At 60.8% G+C, this 15,604-nt stretch carries 20 protein-coding genes and 1 other RNA gene; 8 read left to right on the plus strand and 13 right to left on the minus strand.

The window, feature by feature from the left end:
* Positions 1–131: 131 nt before the first annotated feature.
* The gene (rpiA, locus tag MD273_RS01155; RefSeq protein WP_239035944.1) at positions 132–812 is read right to left on the minus strand and encodes a ribose-5-phosphate isomerase RpiA; all 681 of its coding nucleotides are present in this window, start codon (positions 810–812) and stop codon (positions 132–134) included.
* Between the two features lie 65 nt (positions 813–877).
* On the opposite strand from rpiA, the gene ilvA reads away from it, so the two are divergent.
* Positions 878–2,485: a threonine ammonia-lyase, biosynthetic gene (gene ilvA, locus MD273_RS01160; protein ID WP_353050306.1), complete on the plus strand. Its 1,608-nt coding sequence runs from the start codon at positions 878–880 to the stop codon at positions 2,483–2,485.
* Between the two features lie 208 nt (positions 2,486–2,693).
* Positions 2,694–2,858, plus strand: a complete 165-nt coding sequence (locus MD273_RS01165) for a hypothetical protein (protein ID WP_239035946.1) — start codon at positions 2,694–2,696, stop codon at positions 2,856–2,858.
* Here MD273_RS01165 and MD273_RS01170 read toward each other — a convergent pair.
* From MD273_RS01170 to MD273_RS01195, 6 genes are all read right to left on the minus strand, one after another.
* A complete protein-coding gene (locus MD273_RS01170; RefSeq protein WP_239035947.1) occupies positions 2,828–3,475 on the minus strand; it encodes a 5-formyltetrahydrofolate cyclo-ligase in 648 nt (215 codons plus the stop codon). The genes MD273_RS01165 and MD273_RS01170 overlap by 31 nt on opposite strands.
* Before the next feature lie 4 nt (positions 3,476–3,479).
* Positions 3,480–3,661, minus strand: a non-coding RNA gene (gene ssrS, locus MD273_RS01175) — 6S RNA.
* A 51-nt stretch (positions 3,662–3,712) separates the two neighbouring features.
* Positions 3,713–4,009 (minus strand): cell division protein ZapA, encoded by a 297-nt coding sequence (locus MD273_RS01180; RefSeq protein ID WP_239035948.1) that lies wholly within the window; start codon positions 4,007–4,009, stop codon positions 3,713–3,715.
* Complete coding sequence (locus MD273_RS01185; protein WP_092003681.1) at positions 4,009–4,215, minus strand: TIGR02449 family protein; 207 nt, start codon at positions 4,213–4,215, stop codon at positions 4,009–4,011. The genes MD273_RS01180 and MD273_RS01185 overlap by 1 nt, the downstream gene beginning before the upstream one ends.
* Before the next feature lie 102 nt (positions 4,216–4,317).
* Positions 4,318–5,592, minus strand: coding sequence for an ABC transporter permease (locus tag MD273_RS01190; protein ID WP_239035949.1), 1,275 nt, complete (start codon positions 5,590–5,592; stop codon positions 4,318–4,320).
* Positions 5,589–6,299 (minus strand): ABC transporter ATP-binding protein, encoded by a 711-nt coding sequence (locus MD273_RS01195; RefSeq protein ID WP_239035950.1) that lies wholly within the window; start codon positions 6,297–6,299, stop codon positions 5,589–5,591. Before MD273_RS01195 ends, MD273_RS01190 begins: the two co-directional genes overlap by 4 nt.
* Positions 6,300–6,370: 71 nt before the next feature.
* On the opposite strand from MD273_RS01195, the gene MD273_RS01200 reads away from it, so the two are divergent.
* The gene (locus MD273_RS01200; protein ID WP_353050279.1) at positions 6,371–6,886 is read left to right on the plus strand and encodes a DUF3299 domain-containing protein; all 516 of its coding nucleotides are present in this window, start codon (positions 6,371–6,373) and stop codon (positions 6,884–6,886) included.
* 1 nt (position 6,887) lies between these two features.
* Here MD273_RS01200 and MD273_RS01205 read toward each other — a convergent pair whose 3' ends face one another.
* Positions 6,888–7,421, minus strand: coding sequence for a ZrgA family zinc uptake protein (locus MD273_RS01205; protein ID WP_239035951.1), 534 nt, complete (start codon positions 7,419–7,421; stop codon positions 6,888–6,890).
* Positions 7,422–7,556: 135 nt separating this feature from the next.
* Here MD273_RS01205 and MD273_RS01210 point away from each other — a divergent pair, with 135 nt between their 5' ends.
* Genes MD273_RS01210 through MD273_RS01230 form a run of 5 tightly spaced genes read left to right on the plus strand, consistent with a single transcriptional unit; the run spans position 7,557 to position 12,962 of the window.
* Positions 7,557–8,159 (plus strand): UPF0149 family protein, encoded by a 603-nt coding sequence (locus MD273_RS01210; RefSeq protein ID WP_239035952.1) that lies wholly within the window; start codon positions 7,557–7,559, stop codon positions 8,157–8,159.
* Positions 8,160–8,186: 27 nt separating this feature from the next.
* Positions 8,187–9,506: a Xaa-Pro aminopeptidase gene (gene pepP / locus MD273_RS01215; protein WP_239035953.1), complete on the plus strand. Its 1,320-nt coding sequence runs from the start codon at positions 8,187–8,189 to the stop codon at positions 9,504–9,506.
* A gap of 4 nt (positions 9,507–9,510) precedes the next feature.
* The gene (gene ubiH / locus MD273_RS01220) at positions 9,511–10,794 is read left to right on the plus strand and encodes a 2-octaprenyl-6-methoxyphenyl hydroxylase (protein ID WP_239035954.1); all 1,284 of its coding nucleotides are present in this window, start codon (positions 9,511–9,513) and stop codon (positions 10,792–10,794) included.
* The gene (locus MD273_RS01225) at positions 10,784–12,007 is read left to right on the plus strand and encodes a UbiH/UbiF/VisC/COQ6 family ubiquinone biosynthesis hydroxylase (protein ID WP_239035955.1); all 1,224 of its coding nucleotides are present in this window, start codon (positions 10,784–10,786) and stop codon (positions 12,005–12,007) included. The genes ubiH and MD273_RS01225 overlap by 11 nt, the downstream gene beginning before the upstream one ends.
* Positions 12,008–12,038: 31 nt before the next feature.
* A complete protein-coding gene (locus tag MD273_RS01230) occupies positions 12,039–12,962 on the plus strand; it encodes a DUF808 domain-containing protein (protein WP_239035956.1) in 924 nt (307 codons plus the stop codon).
* A 15-nt stretch (positions 12,963–12,977) separates the two neighbouring features.
* Here MD273_RS01230 and MD273_RS01235 read toward each other — a convergent pair whose 3' ends face one another.
* The 5 genes from MD273_RS01235 to MD273_RS01255 form a co-directional block, all read right to left on the minus strand.
* On the minus strand, positions 12,978–13,697 hold the full coding sequence (locus MD273_RS01235; protein WP_239035957.1) for a 16S rRNA (uracil(1498)-N(3))-methyltransferase: 720 nt from the start codon (positions 13,695–13,697) through the stop codon (positions 12,978–12,980).
* Positions 13,694–14,479 carry a twin-arginine translocase subunit TatC gene (tatC, locus tag MD273_RS01240; RefSeq protein WP_239035958.1) on the minus strand — a complete coding sequence of 262 codons (786 nt, stop codon included), beginning with the start codon at positions 14,477–14,479 and terminating at the stop codon, positions 13,694–13,696. The genes MD273_RS01235 and tatC overlap by 4 nt, the downstream gene beginning before the upstream one ends.
* The gene (tatB, locus tag MD273_RS01245; RefSeq protein WP_239035959.1) at positions 14,476–14,931 is read right to left on the minus strand and encodes a Sec-independent protein translocase protein TatB; all 456 of its coding nucleotides are present in this window, start codon (positions 14,929–14,931) and stop codon (positions 14,476–14,478) included. Before tatB ends, tatC begins: the two co-directional genes overlap by 4 nt.
* Positions 14,932–14,942: 11 nt before the next feature.
* Positions 14,943–15,179: a Sec-independent protein translocase subunit TatA gene (gene tatA, locus MD273_RS01250; protein WP_239035960.1), complete on the minus strand. Its 237-nt coding sequence runs from the start codon at positions 15,177–15,179 to the stop codon at positions 14,943–14,945.
* A gap of 91 nt (positions 15,180–15,270) precedes the next feature.
* Positions 15,271–15,600, minus strand: a complete 330-nt coding sequence (locus MD273_RS01255) for a phosphoribosyl-ATP diphosphatase (RefSeq protein WP_239035961.1) — start codon at positions 15,598–15,600, stop codon at positions 15,271–15,273.
* Positions 15,601–15,604 lie beyond the last annotated feature (4 nt).

The following is a 15,604-nucleotide window of genomic DNA, read 5'->3' on the forward strand; positions in this document are numbered from 1 at the left end:
TGGCTCCCTGTGGACAATCGTGAATGGAAGCAGTGTCACTCAAAAACGGATACCAAGCAAGCGCTTGGTTTGTAATTGGGGCAAACAAAAAGGGCTGGCCTCAAAAGCCAGCCCCAAGGAGGAATCTCCGGTCAGGCGCCCTTGCGGGGAATGCTCTTGACGCCTTCGCTGGTGCCCAGCAGCAACAGGTCCGCAGGCCGGCGGGCGAACAGGCCGTTGGTGACTACGCCAACGATGTTGTTGAGCTGCTCTTCCACGTGTATGGGGCGGGAAATGTCCATGTTGTGGACATCAATAATGATGTTGCCGTTGTCGGTGACCACGCCTTCTCGGTATACCGGATCGCCGCCGAGTTTGACGATTTCGCGACCGACGTGGCTGCGCGCCATGGGGATGACTTCCACGGGCAGGGGAAATTTGCCGAGTACGCCGACCATTTTGGACTCGTCGGCGATGCAGATGAAGGTCTTGGCTACTGCGGCGACGATCTTTTCCCGGGTCAGTGCGGCGCCGCCACCCTTGATCAGTTCCAGGCGTTCGTTGGTTTCATCGGCACCATCCACATAGAACTCGAGTTCCCCGGCACTGTTAAGGTCATAGACCGGGATGCCATGGCTTTTCAGGCGCTCGGCCGTGGCCTCCGAGCTGGCGACGGCGCCGTCAAACTCGTTCTTCAGTTCGGCCAGCATGTCGATGAAGAAGTTGGCGGTGCTGCCGGTGCCCACGCCGACGATGCTGTCGCTCTCGAGTCGGGGGGCGATGTAGTCCACGGCGGCTTTGGCCACGGCCTTCTTGAGTTCGTCCTGGGTCATGTCGGGCTCCGTCTGCAATTCCGGATGAAATTTAAGGCCATTATAGCGGCCTGTGAGGTCTGCTTATAGACGGCTGCCGTGCAAACTTTCTACACTGTCGGTTTTTCCCGCACACTCACCAAGCAACCGGAACCACTATGCCGCAACGCTATATCAAGAAGATACTCGATGCGCGCGTCTATGACGTGGCCATCGAAACACCCCTGACTGAAGCCCGTAGCCTGTCCAAGCGCTTTGCCAACAACATTCTGCTCAAGCGCGAAGACCTTCAGCCGGTGTTTTCCTTCAAGATTCGCGGTGCCTACAACCGGATTGCCCAGCTGTCCGAGGAGCAGAAGGCCAAGGGTGTAATCTGTGCTTCCGCCGGGAACCACGCCCAGGGCGTGGCGATGTCCGCGAAAGAGCTGGGTATCAAGGCGGTGATTGTCATGCCCCAGACCACGCCCGATATCAAGGTGAAGTCGGTCCGGGACCGGGGCGCGAAGGTGGTGCTCAAGGGTGATGCCTTTGACGAGGCCGCTGCCCATGCCCAGGAGCTGATCAAGAAACACGGCTACACCTATATCCCGCCGTACGACGATCCGGACGTCATTGCCGGTCAGGGTACCGTGGCCATGGAAATGATGTGGCAATACTCCCAACCCCTGCATGCGGTGTTTATCCCGGTGGGCGGTGGTGGCCTGATTGCCGGCATGACTGCCTACATCAAATACCTACGGCCGGAAATCAAGGTGATCGGTGTCGAGCCGGAAGATTCCAATTGCCTGCAGGCGGCCATGAAGGCCGGTGAGCGAGTGATTCTCGACGAAGTCGGCATCTTTGCCGACGGTGTGGCGGTGCGTCAGATCGGCGAAGAGCCCTGGAATGTGTGCAAGGATCTGGTGGACGAAGTGATTACGGTCACCACTGACGAGATCTGTGCCGCCATCAAGGATGTGTTCGAGGATACCCGTTCCATCGCGGAGCCGGCCGGCGCACTTTCCATTGCCGGACTCAAGAAGTACGTCGAACGCGAGCAGCTGGAAGGTGAGAGCCTTGCGGCGGTACTCAGTGGCGCCAATATGAATTTCGACCGCCTGCGCTACATCTCCGAGCGTACCGAGATCGGTGAGAAGCGCGAGGCCATCCTGGCCGTCACCATCCCGGAGAAGCCGGGGGCGTTCAAGACGTTCATCAACGCTCTGCACAAGCGCAGCATCACCGAGTTCAACTATCGGTATGCCGACGCCCAGAAGGCGGTGATCTTCGTGGGTATCCAGATCCAGGCTGGGGGCCATGGCCGGGATGAGTTGGTGCAGGAGCTGCGGGAGAGCGGTTACTCGGTGGTCGACCTGACCGACAGCGACCTGGCCAAGCAGCACATCCGGCACATGGTTGGCGGTCATGCCCCGAGCATCAGCAACGAGAAGGTCTACCAGTTCGAGTTCCCGGAGCGTCCGGGTGCGCTGCTGAAGTTCCTGATGTCCCTGGGCACTCGTTGGAACATTTCCATGTTCCACTACCGCAACCACGGCGCGGCCTATAGCCGCGTCCTGTTGGGTGCCCAGGTGAACGACGACGAAGAGCCGGATTTCGAGAAGATGCTCGACAAGGTCGGTTTCCGCTATGAAAACATGACCGATAACGAGGCCTACCGGCTGTTTCTGGGAGCGGGTAACGGTCAGTCCTCCTGACTGGGAGGAAGATCCATGCCGCGAGGGGCGCTCCGAAACACGCTCCTTGCGGCATGGATCCCGGTGCTTGGTGATTATTACCGAATTTTAATCAGTCAAAAATTGTAAAATCAGGGTTAACTGTTAGTCTTTCGTCTAATTCTCGGAAGCGAGAATAGCTGACTGATTTTCCGATAATTTAACAACCGCGTTCGAAGGAAGAATAAAAATGGGTGGCAAGCCTGACATCATCAAAGCCATCGTGCTGATTTTTGCTGTCGGCCTTGTGATAACCGGATTTACTTCTATCCATGCCTCGGAAGACAAGCCCCGGTATCAGGACAACGTCACCATCAGCGCCGTTCAGGCCGGAGCAGACCGCCTGAACCGGTAACAGCGACGGTCCGTCACCACGCTGTGCAGGGGCACATCCCAGGGCTCTATTGGCAGCGCCTTCACTTTCTGGAAATCGTGTGCCAGGCCGATCAGCTTGGGGGCCAGTCGTGGCCGTAGCCGGCTGAATGCGAAGGTTCGGTCGTAGAAGCCGCCCCCCATGCCCAGGCGCCCGCCATTCTCATCAAAGCCCACCAGTGGAAACAGTACCGCATCCAATGCCCAGGCCGGGCGACGCAGGCCTTTGCTGAAGGCGGGTTCGGCAATGCCGAAACGGTTTGCGGTCAGTTCCACACCGTCGTAGTAGGGGCTGAACACCAGTTTGCCGGCATGGACAGGGTGCAGAACCGGCAGGTAGAAATTCACGCCCTTGCGACGGGCAATATCCATGTACAGGTGCGGATCGATTTCGCCGTCGTTGGGGAGGTAGACCGCTATGTGCCTGGCCCGGTGCAGGTCCGGGTTCTTCAGCAGGTTCAGGGCCAGGTATTCCGAGGCCTGCATCTGCTCTTCAAAGGATAGCGACCGTCGTTTCTGGCGCAAGTGTTTGCGCAGCTGGCTTCGGTTCAGGTTATCGGGGTGGGATTCGAACGGTTGGGGCGGAACAAACTTGCTCAAAATAAAGCTTCCCGGGCTGCCGTTATCGGATGTGGCCCTTGAACCCAGAGTTCAAGGTCGGTGGCCGCTGTGACATATTAGGCTTTCCCCTGTCGGGGACGTGCTCACAATGCCCTGAAGTAGCCACCTGGGTAGTGCGCATCGGCTCGAGGACGTATCCGACTATCCCGAACAGCCCAGGAAGTTGGTCCCATTATACGGGCAGGTCCGGGCCCAATTGCAACACCTGATCCGGAATCAGTGCCCCGTATTTTCCCCAAGGGCGTCGTCGAGCTTGCTGTCCATGGCCTTGAGAATCGAGCTGGTGGCGTCGGACATGGAGTCCTGCTCCAGCAACTCGTGGGTAATGTTCAGGGCGGCCATCACGGCAATGCGCTCAACGCCGAAGACCTTGCCGCTGGAGCGGATTTCCCGCATTTTGTGGTCCAGGTGCCTGGCGGCGCGAATCAGGGCTTCCTGCTCTTCTTCCGGGCACGCAACCAGGTATTCCTTGTCGAGAATCTTCACCTCAACGGTGGTAGATGACTGAGACATCAGTGGTGCTCCAGTGCCCGCAGGCGGCCGATCATGGCTTCGATCTTGTTTTTGGCAAGATCGTTCTTGTGTACCAGCTGGGCCCGCTCGCGGTTCCAGTCGTCCTGGAGTTCCCGCAGCATGGCATTATCCCGCTCCAGTTTCTGACAGCGTTCGATCAGCTTGTCCAGCTTGTCCGCTAGTGCCTGTACCTCGGACTGTTCCATGGCGTGCCCAACATTAGTTGTTATGAATGCAAATAACTATAAGTGTGGACGCTAAGTCGGTCAATTTACAGGGTTGTCATGGCCTCCCCGGCGTGACACCGATCACTGCCCGGTGATCTCCCCGAGGCCCTGGGTGCGGGTTCGGCGCCAGGTTCCGAAGGCTGGCACCAGGCCGACCAACGCGGCGGCAGCCGGCACGGTTGCCAGCAGAGCCCATTCCGTCCGGTTCAGCGGTCTGAGTGTCAGGCTGATGCCGTACGTGTCCAGTAGCCAGGGAGCGATGCCGGCCAACAGGGCGGCGCCCACGACCATGGCCATCAGGCAGGAGACCAGCGCAAGGGCGAGACATTCGATTACATGCAGGGATGCCACCAGTCCCGTGGAAGCACCTGTAGCCCGGAGTACCGCTATTTCATGAGCACGCTGGGTCTGTAGCGTCAGCAATACTGCCACCAGTCCCACCAGGCTGGTAATAACCACGAAGCCGGTAATGCCCAGCAGGGCCTTTTCAAACTGCCCCATCAGTCGCCACAGTTCGCTGAGGGCAACGCCCGGAAGAATGGCGGACAACGGTTCCTCCGCCGACTGATTCAGCGCCCGCTGGAGCCGGAAAGTCAGGATGGGATTCCTGAGGCCGACGTAGGCGGCTGTAATGGCCTCCGGGGCAAAGGTCATCCCGCGGGCTTTCTCCGGGGTCAGGGTGCGACCGGGGATGGCCACGCCGGACTCCCAGCCCACGTGCATGGCCTCCATTCCCTCCAGGCTGATGTACACCGCCTGGTCAACCGGGGTTCCGGTGGCTTCGAGGATGCCGGTAATCCGGAAGGGCGTGTCTTCGTGATTGGAGAAGCTTGTCCTGCCACCACCGTGGGACAGGGTAACCTCCTCACCGGTTTGATGTTGCAGCTCCCGGGCCACGCCGGCTCCGAGCACGACGTGGAACACGTCGCTGAACCATTCGCCGTCTGCCAGCGTGACAGGTTGCTCCTGCCCGTAACGGAAATGCTCGAGGAAGTTCCGGTCAGTGGCCACTACGCGGTAACCCCGGTAGCTGTCGCCCAGTGAGATGGGGATGAGCCAGTCGATGCGCGGATCTTCGCGGAGTTTCTCGAAGGTAGACCAACGGATGTTGTTGGTGGCGTCGCCAATGTGGAACACCGTGTACAGCAGCAGATTCAACTGGCCGCTGCGGGCTCCGACAATCAGGTCTGTGCCGCTGATGGTACTTGTGAAGGATTGCCGGACTTCAGTGCGCAGATACTGGATGCCCAGCAGCAGGCTGACACTGAGGGTCAGTGTAAGGCAGACGAGAGTCAGGACGCGGCGACGATGCCACAGACTCGCCAGCGCCAGGGAAAAGGCCAGCCGGGGATTCATGATGCACCTCCCAGGTGGATCTGGTGATGAAAGTGGCTGCTGAGGCCCCGGTCGTGGCTGACAAAAACCACCGAAGATCCGCGTTCATTGGCCAGTCCGAGCAGGAGATCCAGGAACCGGTCCCGATTGTCAGTGTCCAGGGCCGAGGTGGGTTCGTCCGCAAGGATAATGCCCGGAGCCCCTATCAGCGCACGGGCAGCGGCAATCCGCTGCTGCTGGCCAATGGACAGGCGGGTAACTTTCCGCTGCCAGTGGTCTTCCGGGATGGCCAGCAGCTTGAGCAGCTCCGTGGCGTCTTTCTCCGGGTCGGACCGGGTATTTTGGCGGCGCCTGGGGGAGAGGCGACAGGGCAGGGTGACATTTGCCAGTGCGCTCAGGTAGGGCACCAGGTTGAACTGCTGGAAGATCACGCCTATGTGATCGGCCCGGAACCGGTCCCGGGCGCTGCTGGCCAGGCGCTGTAATTCGGTGTCGAGGATGCTGACGGTCCCGGAATGGGGGATCTGCATACCGGATAGAAGGCTCAGTAGCGTGCTTTTCCCGCTGCCGCTGGCCCCCTGGAGGAACAGGTGTTCGCCCCTGGGGATGTCCAGGTCTGGAAAGCGCAGCATGGGTTGTGAGGGTTCCCAGCGAAAGCCCAGGCCACGGGTGGTCAGGGCGGGGAGGGGGTCCGTTAGTGGGCCGGTGGTTTCTGTCAGGCTGGTCATGTTGGTGATTGTCGTCTCCGGTGTATGATAGTCGCTGGTCCGGTACCCGAACCCCAGGAGTAACCTTGCAGATGTTCCAAGCTGTCCCGTCGTATCGCATTGCCAGCATTGTACTGGCGGTCTTGTTCGGATTTTCTTCCCTGTCCGTATCAGCAGAACCCCGGGAGATCGACTGGCTCGAGCTCATGCCCGCCGAGGATGTGGCGTTGCTGGAGAATATGCCAGAAGTCCAGCATGAGGGCGACGGCCCGACGATCCTGCCCGATGAAATCATGACCGGGCGCGTGGTGCCGGAAATGGGAGATGTGGATGGCCGGATCCCCGGTTTTGTCGTGCCGCTGAAGACCACCAACGACATGAAGATCCTCGAGTTCTTCCTGGTACCATATTATGGTGCCTGCATACACGTCCCACCGCCTCCGCCCAACCAGATCATCCACGTTAAGTACGAGGAAGGCTTCTATATCGAAGCCTTGTATGATCCGGTCTGGATCGAGGGCACTCTGGTTATCCAGCGTACCGAAAATGAGCTCGGCACCTCCTCTTATTCCATGGTGGCCAGAAGCGTGACTCCCTATACCGAGTAAATCAGCGTCGCAGTTCGATGGTCCCTTCGCCTCGCTCCAGGCGTGTTGCGCCCTGCGACGTGGCGCCGGCCCATTGCACGTCCAGATGCTCGAGGCGTTCAAGCTGGCCGGTGAGAGGGGTTGTCAGGGTTTTGGTACTCTGTATTCCGGGACAGTCCAGCGTCTGCACGACCTCGAAAGCCGAGTGACCTTCGCCGTCATTCCCATGTTCCTCCTTGTGCTGCCGACCACTGTTATGGACGTCTGCCTTGATCACGGTACAGGTATTATCCGGAGTGTTGAGCAGCGACGTCCGGGCGAGCCACTCGCTCGCCTCCCGGAGTGCCCTGGTCTGGGGCTCGGTTCTTGCCTCATGCTCGAACCCGACCACGTTGTACGCCGGGGAGGAAAACATCAGTTCCACCCGGTCGCCGTCAATGGCGAATGAAAGCTCCGCATGGCCGTGCTGATGTGCGCCGGGGTTTTCGCCCGAAACGGCCGCGCCAGCCAGGAGGAAAAGTGACAGTATCGGCAATGGAAGTCCGGTTCGTTTCATCATGCGCTCCAGTTGCAAATGTTATGTTATAACATATTCGGATCTCGCGGCAGCAAAAGCAAGCGGAAAGTGCCTTGGGGGCGCCTGAATGCTAGGATAGGTACTTCATTCAACAACACAGGATTGTCTTGATTCATGTCTGAATCCGACTCTTCTTCCGGCGCTGCCCGCGCTGCAGAATTCGAGCGCTGGGCCAACGTCTTTACTGCCCATCAGGCGTTCAGTCATCCCTCGGAGCTCCATGGCGTGCTCTGTGGCCGGCTTGCCGCCGGTTCCCGTATCGAGGAACCTGAGTGGCTGAGCATGGTGTGTGAGCACATGGGGTTGCCGGAAGCCGCGGCTGAAGAGTCCGACGACCTGGCGCCCTTCATGAACAGGGCCTACGACCAGACCCTGGCGCTCTTGCAATCGGCTGATATGAATTTCCATCCTTTGTTACCCGACGATGATTACGCCATTGAGCAGCGGCTGGAAGCCCTGGTGGCCTGGGTACGCGGTTTTCTCGAGGGTATGGCCCTGGCTGCCGGAGAGTCTCTGGGGCAGGCCCCGGATGAGATCCGCGAGCTGATCGAGGACATGGTGGCGATCAGCCAGCTGTCCGAGGATGAGGAAGCCGACGAGGAGAGCGAGCAGCAGCTGCTCGAGATTACCGAATATGTCCGGCTCGGGGCCCTGGCCGTTTTTACCGAGTTCAACGCCCCGGAAAAGCCGGCCTCTGATACGCCGACCCTGCACTGAGCAGGGTCCAGGACTATGGGAGAACCTATGTCGTCCATGATACCCGTCAAGGAGTTTGCCGAGCGCCGTCGCAAGCTGATGGAGCGCATGGCGCCGGACAGTATCGCTATCCTGCCAGCGGCCCCCGAGCGGGTACGGAACCGGGATGTACTGCACCCTTTCCGTCAGGACAGTGACTTCCAGTATCTGACCGGCTTTGGTGAGCCGGAGGCGGTTCTGGCCTTGATACCCGGCCGGGAACATGGCGAAGCCGTTCTGTTCTGCAAGGAACGTCATCCGGAGAAGGAGCTGTGGGACGGCTTTCTATGCGGCCCCGAGGGTGCGATCGAGCGTTTTGGTCTGGACGATGCCTTCCCGATCTCGGATATCGACGACATTTTGCCGGGTATGATCGAGGGGCGCAGCCGGGTCTATTACCCCCTGGGCAAGGACCAGAGCTTTGACCACCGGGTCATGGAATGGGTAAAGACCATCCGCAGCAAGGTCCGCACTGGCGCCCATCCACCCGGCGAGTTTGTGGCCCTGGAACACCTGCTTCACGATCTGCGCCTGTACAAGAGCGCCAACGAGATCAAGGTGATGGCGAAGGCGGGCAAGATCAGCGCCGAGGCTCACCGGAATGCCATGAAACGGGCGCGCCAGGGTGGCTTTGAATACAACCTGGAAGCCACACTGATTCACACGTTCATGGAACACGGCGCCCGCTCCACCGCCTATCCGTCGATTGTGGGCGGTGGCGCCAATGGCTGCATTCTGCATTACATCGAGAACAGTGCGCCTCTCAGGGACGGCGACCTGGTGCTGATCGATGCCGGGTGCGAACTGGAATGCTACGCCTCGGATATCACCCGGACCTTCCCGGTCAGCGGCAGATTCAGCCCGGAACAGCGTGCCCTCTACGAAGTGGTGCTGGCAGCCCAGTATGAGGCGATTGACGCCGTGCGCCCGGGCAACCACTGGAACCATGCCCATGAGGCGGCACTCAGGGTGCTCACCCAGGGGCTGATTGATCTCGGGTTGTTGTCCGGGAGCGTGGACGAGGCCATCGAGAAGGAAGCCTACAAACCGTTTTTCATGCACCGCACCGGCCATTGGCTGGGGCTTGATGTACATGACGTCGGTGACTACCGGATCGGTGAGGCCTGGCGGGAGCTCGAGCCGGGAATGACTCTGACGGTGGAGCCCGGCCTGTACATCGCCCCGGACAACACCAGTGTCGATGAAAAGTGGCGTGGTATCGGCATCCGCATCGAAGACGACGTGGTGGTGACCAAAGACGGTTGCCGCGTGTTGACGGACGAGGTGCCCAAGACCATTGCCGAAATTGAAGCGTTGATGGCGGAATAGCACGGTGACCGCACCTGACACTGACCTGATCATCGCCGGCGGCGGGCTGGCCGGCGCGACCCTGGCGCTGGCCCTCGCCCGCGCTGTACCGGAGCTTCGGGTGACCGTGGTGGAAACCTTCCCGCTGTCCCCGGATGCGCTGCCGGAAGATTACCAGCCCAGTTATGACGCCCGTTCTACCGCCTTGTCGTGGGGCTCCAGGCTGATTTTTGACGAACTCGGGCTGTGGCCGGCGCTATCCGAACATGCCACGCCCATCCGCCATATCCATGTCTCCGACCGTGGTCATTTCGGGGCCACCCGGTTACATGCGGAGGACCATCACCAGGCGGCTTTGGGCTACGTGGCCGACAACCGCTGGATGGGCTTGTGCCTGATGCGCGCGTTACTGGATACCCGCGTGCAGTGGCGGGCACCCGCGGAAGTCCTGGACATGACGCCGACCGCTGACGGCGTGGAAGTCCTGATCCGTGAAGGGGAGCAGGAACGAGGGCTGACCGGTCAATGTCTGGTCGTTGCCGATGGTGGCCGTTCCGGTCTGCGGGAGAAGCTGGGCTTTGTCACGCGCACCGGGAACTATGGCCAGAATGCCCTGATTGCCAATGTCTCCACCAGCGAATCCCACCGCTTTACCGCCTATGAACGCTTTACCGGGGCCGGCCCGATGGCCCTGTTGCCCCACGGCTCACCCTTCCGTGCCGAAAACCAGTCGGCCCTGGTGTGGACCCTGACTGATGAAGCTCTGGCCGAAGTGCTGGAGCTGTCGGATGAAGAGAAGTGCCAGCGTTTGCAGGAGCGGTTTGGCTGGCGCCTGGGTCGTTTTACCAAGATCGGCCAGTGCAGCCACTATCCCCTGAAACTGACGACGGTCGACGAGCCCGTGCGCCCGGGTGTGGCGCTGGTGGGTAATGCCGCCCATGCTTTGCATCCGGTGGCAGGGCAGGGATTCAACCTGGCTCTCAGGGGATTGATGACCCTGGTGGAGCAGTTCCGGCGGGCCGTGGACGAGGGCCGTTCGCTCGGTGAACTGACTGTGCTCAGGGCCTACCAGCGAGGCCATCGCCGGGACTGGCAGCAGACGGTGCAGTTCTCGGACTCGTTGATCCGGATCTTCGGCCAGTCGTTGCCACCGCTGACTTCCGTAAGGGATGCCGGACTGGTGGGCCTGGACCTGGTGCCCGGTGCCAAACGCTGGTTCGCCCGCAAAGCCATGGGCATCGGGGGCCGCAGGCCCGCTGTTCCGTCAGCACCCACCGCGGCGAGTGAGGAGACCCGCCATGACCAGTAAGGCCGCAACCCGGCGCTTTGATATTGTCATCGTTGGTGGCGGCATGATCGGATCCGCCCTGGCGCTGGGCTTGTCCCGTCAGGGCTGGCACGTGGCGCTGGTGGAAGGTGCCCGTCGAGATGCCGTGCTGGCGGCCCGGGAGCCGGCCCTGACGGTGGATGATTTCGAGCCCCGGGTCAGTGCCATCTCCTTGGCCAGTGAGCGCCTGCTGGATGAGCTGGGGGCCTGGACCGGCGTACTGGAGAGTCGTCACTGCAGCTACCGGGAAATGGTCGTCTGGGATGGTGACGGAACCGGCAGGATTCAGTTTGATGCCGCCGAACTGCATGCCCGGGCGTTGGGAACCATCGTCGAAAACCGGGACCTGGTTCGTGCCCTGTTCCGGGAACTCCTTGCCAGTGATGTGGCGCTGATCGACGGTGTCCGGGTGCGGAGCTGGTCCAGGGCGCAGGGCGTTGAACTGGAGGACGGGCGTCGTCTGATGGCCCGGCTCGTGATCGGGGCGGATGGTGCAAACTCGCGCCTGCGCCAGTGGGCGGGTTTGCCGACCCGTGAGTGGGACTATGACCAGCAGGCGGTTGTCTGCACCGTTCAGACCACGCGGAGTCACCGCCACACCGCCTGGCAACGGTTTTCGCTGACCGGCCCGCTGGCATTCCTGCCGCTTCTGAATGAAAGCTCTGATGAGCATTTCTGTTCCATTGTCTGGTCGCAGGATACCCCGGAGGCCCGCCGCTTGATGGCCCTCGGGGATGAGGCTTTCCGGCAGGAGCTGGAGCAGGCCATCGAGGGCGAGCTGGGTGCCGTGACACAGGTCTCGCGCCGTTTCGCCTTCCCCCTGCGCCAGCGCCATGCCAAGGACTATGTGGCCGACGGACTGGCCCTGGTGGGTGACGCCGCCCATACGATCCATCCCCTGGCAGGTCAGGGCGCCAACCTGGGTTATGGTGATGTGCGGGTCTTGCTCGAAGAGCTGGCGCGCGCCATGGCGCAGGGCCTCGCGCCTGATGACGAACTCGTTCTGGCCCGCTACCAGCGCCGTCGCAAGGGTGAGAACCTGGCCATGATGGCGGCCATGGAGGGCTTCAAGCAGTTATTCGCCCGCGATGAGCTGCCGCTGCGCTGGCTTCGCAACGCCGGCATGCGCTGGCTGGACCGGCTGGGGCCGGTCAAGAATCGTATAGCCGCCGAGGCCATGGGCCTCGTTGATTGACCGATAGACCACCCAAACAAGGGATTTGTCCATGGCAGGAAGCAGTCTGCTCGCACTGATCGATGACATCGCCACGATCCTCGACGATGTCTCCCTCATGACCAAGACCGCCACCAAGAAAACCGCGGGGGTTCTGGGGGATGACCTGGCGCTCAATGCCCAGCAGGTTACCGGTGTGAAGCCGGCCCGGGAGCTGCCGGTGGTCTGGGCGGTCGCCAAGGGCTCATTCATCAACAAGGCCATCCTGGTCCCGGCGGCCGTGGCCATCAGTTTCTTTGTGCCCTGGCTGGTGACCCCGCTGTTGATGCTCGGTGGTGCCTTCCTGTGCTTTGAAGGTTTCGAGAAGCTGGCCCACAAATTCCTCCACGGCAAGGAGGAGGATGCGCACAAGAAGGAGTTGCAGGAGGCCCTGAAGAACCCGGAGGCCGACCTGAAGGCGCTGGAGAAGGACAAGATCAAAGGCGCAATTCGAACGGACTTTATCCTGTCGGCGGAGATCATTGCCATTACCCTGGGAACCGTTACCGGGCAGAGCATTGGCATGCAGTTTCTGGTGCTGACCGTCGTGGCAGCGATGATCACGGTCGGGGTTTATGGACTGGTGGCCGGTATCGTGAAGCTGGACGATGGCGGTCTGTACCTGAGTCAGAAGGACAGCGCGCTCGCCCAACGCGTCGGTGAGGGCATTCTCTGGCTGGCGCCGTACATGATGAAAACCCTGTCGATCCTGGGCACCATCGCCATGTTCCTGGTGGGCGGCGGGATTCTCACTCACGGCCTGCCGCCGATCTATGACGCTATCCATCATTTCGCAGAAGGTTTTGGCGGTGTTGGCGCGACCCTGGTGTCGACGCTGGCGAATGGACTTTTCGGGGTTCTGGCCGGCGCCATTCTGGTCGCAGTGCTGACGCCGTTGATCAACCTGTGGCAGAAGCGCGGCGGGGAGACGGCCTGAAAACGAGGCCCGGCCTTAACCGCAGGCGTCGAAGAGCCGGCTGATCAGCACCGGTACCGCCGTCTCCACCCGCAGGATCCGGGGGCCGAGATGGACCCCCTCGCAGCCGGCTTCCTCCAGCTTACCCACCTCGTAGTGGGTGAACCCGCCCTCGGGACCGACACACAACACGGCCGGTTCATCCAGGTGCACAGGGCAGGGCGTCGGGGTGCCCGGATGGGCTACCAGGGCCCGCTTCCCGGCGAGGATGCCCGGCAGTTCGTCTTCCACGAAGGGCTTGAACAGTTTGCGGATGTGAACGGTCGGCATCACTGTATCCCTGGCCTGCTCCAGGCCCAGAGTCAGGTTTTCCCGAAGGTTATCCTCCGAGAGCCAGGGTGTCTGCCAGAAGCTCTTTTCCACCTTGTAGCTGTTGATCAGCCAGAGATCCTTGATGCCCAGGGAGGCGCAGGTCTGGAGTACCCGGCGGAACATCTTGGGGCGGGGCATGGCCAGGACCAGGGTGAGCGGCACCGAAGGCGGAGGTTGCTGGTCCAGGGTCACCCGTAGTTCCGCTTCGGTACTCGTGAGGCGAACCACCTCCCCGGTACCCATGAGGCCATTACTGCGGCCCACAGGAATGTGATCGCCCGCAGCGACTTTCAACACGGTATGCAGGTGGGAAAGCCGACGGCCGGTCAGGATGGCCCGGTCCGGTGCAACAAAATCCTCGTCAAACAGCAGCGCCAGGTTCATTCGCCGGGGAAGTCTTCGGAATCCTCGCTGGTCACCTCACGGCGGGCCAGGCGACCGAACAGGATGCCGAACTCGAACAGGATCCACATGGGCACCGCGAGCAGGGTCTGGGAGATGATGTCCGGAGGTGTCAGCATCATGCCGATGATAAAGCAGGCAACGACTACGTAGGGACGCTTGGCTGCCAGGTCGTCCGGGGTTGTAGCGCCGGTCAGAATCAACAGTACGGTGGCGATGGGAATCTCGAACGCCACTCCGAAGGCAAAGAACATTTTGAGCACGAAATTCAGGTAGCTGCTGATGTCCGGCAGCTCCACGATACCCTCGGGCCCGATAGCGGTGAAAAACCCGAAGACCAGTGGAAAAACCACGTAATAGGCGAATGCGGCACCTGCGTAAAACAGGATGACCGAGGTGAACAGCAGCGGAAACGCCAGTCGCTTTTCATGGGCATAGAGCCCCGGGGCAATAAAGCTCCAGAGCTGGTACAGGATGATGGGAATCGCGGCAAACACCGATAGCACCAGCGCCAGCTTCAGGGGGGCGAAGAAGGGCGAGGTGACGTCGGTGGCGATCATGGTCTGCCCGATGGGCAGAAGCTCCCGGATCGGCTCGCTGAGCCAGAGATACAGTTCATTGGCGAAGGGGTAGATCGCGGCGAAACAGATCACCACGGCCAGTACCATCTTCAGTAGCCGGTTCCGAAGCTCGAGCAGGTGCTCGATCAGTGGCATTTCCTGTTGTTCGGGATGGATCTGGTTGCCGTCTGGCTGTTGGGTCATGAACGGTTATCCGACGGGCCTGGTTGGGTCTCGCGTTCACCGGAAGATTCACTGGACGGATCCGGTGTCTTGTTGTCCTGGCCGGTGTTGGTGGCGGAGCCCGTCTCGTCACTCTCGCCTGCCATCCGGCGTGTTGCCGGCGCTGGCCTGGGCTTGCTGGTCTCACTATCGGACAGGATCATGTGCTCGTACTTCTTGGCCTCGTCCAGGGCTCCCCGTACGGTTTGTTGCACGTCATCCAGACCAACGTCGCCGGCTTTGCGGAGCTCTTCCCGCAATTCCTCGGCCTTCAGCTGGCGGTCCAGCTCGGAACTGAACTGGCTGACCATGCGACGCGCCGCACCGACCCAGCGCCCGGCAGCCCGGGCGGCCGTGGGTAGCCGTTCGGGACCGAGTACCAAAAGGGCGATGACGCCGCAGATCAGCAGCTCAAGAAAGCCGATATCGAACATTCAGCCAGGTCTCAGCTGTTGGTTTTTTCCCGGGGCTTGTCTTCCGCTTCAGCCTGCTTCGGCTCGGCGTCGGACTTTCCCTCCAGGGACTCCTTGTCGTCCTTGGAGGTGTCTTCCTCGTTCATGGACTTCTTGAAGCCACGGATGGCACCGCCGAGGTCGCTGCCGATGTTCCGCAGTTTCTTGGTTCCGAATAACAGGATGACAATGCCAAGTACGATCAGGAGTTGCCAGATACTGATACCCATGCGGGGTTCCTCATTCTCATTGTTTCAGTTCAAAGACATTGTACGTTAACGGAGCCAATATGCGGAAACCCCCGAAAGGGGTAACACCTGCCTACTTGCTCCGGGAAGCCTTCTCTTCCAGACCTGACAGGTCGAAGCGCCGTGCCAGCTCATTGAGGACGTCTTCAGGTCCCAGCCCCAGACGGGACAGCATGACCATACTGTGAAACCAGAGGTCAGCGGTCTCGTAGACCACGTCCGAGGTTTCGCCACTGTGTTCGGCATCCTTGGCCGCGAGCAGGGTTTCGGTGCATTCCTCGCCGACCTTCTCCAGAATCTTGTTCAGGCCCCTGGCGTGCAGGCTGGCGACATAGGATGACTCAGGGTCTGCATTCTTGCGGGCTTCCAGTACCTGGGCCAGGCGTTCCAGTACATCACTCACGGGC

The sequence above is a fragment of the Marinobacter sp. C7 genome (assembly GCF_022343555.1).
Taxonomy (GTDB): domain Bacteria; phylum Pseudomonadota; class Gammaproteobacteria; order Pseudomonadales; family Oleiphilaceae; genus Marinobacter.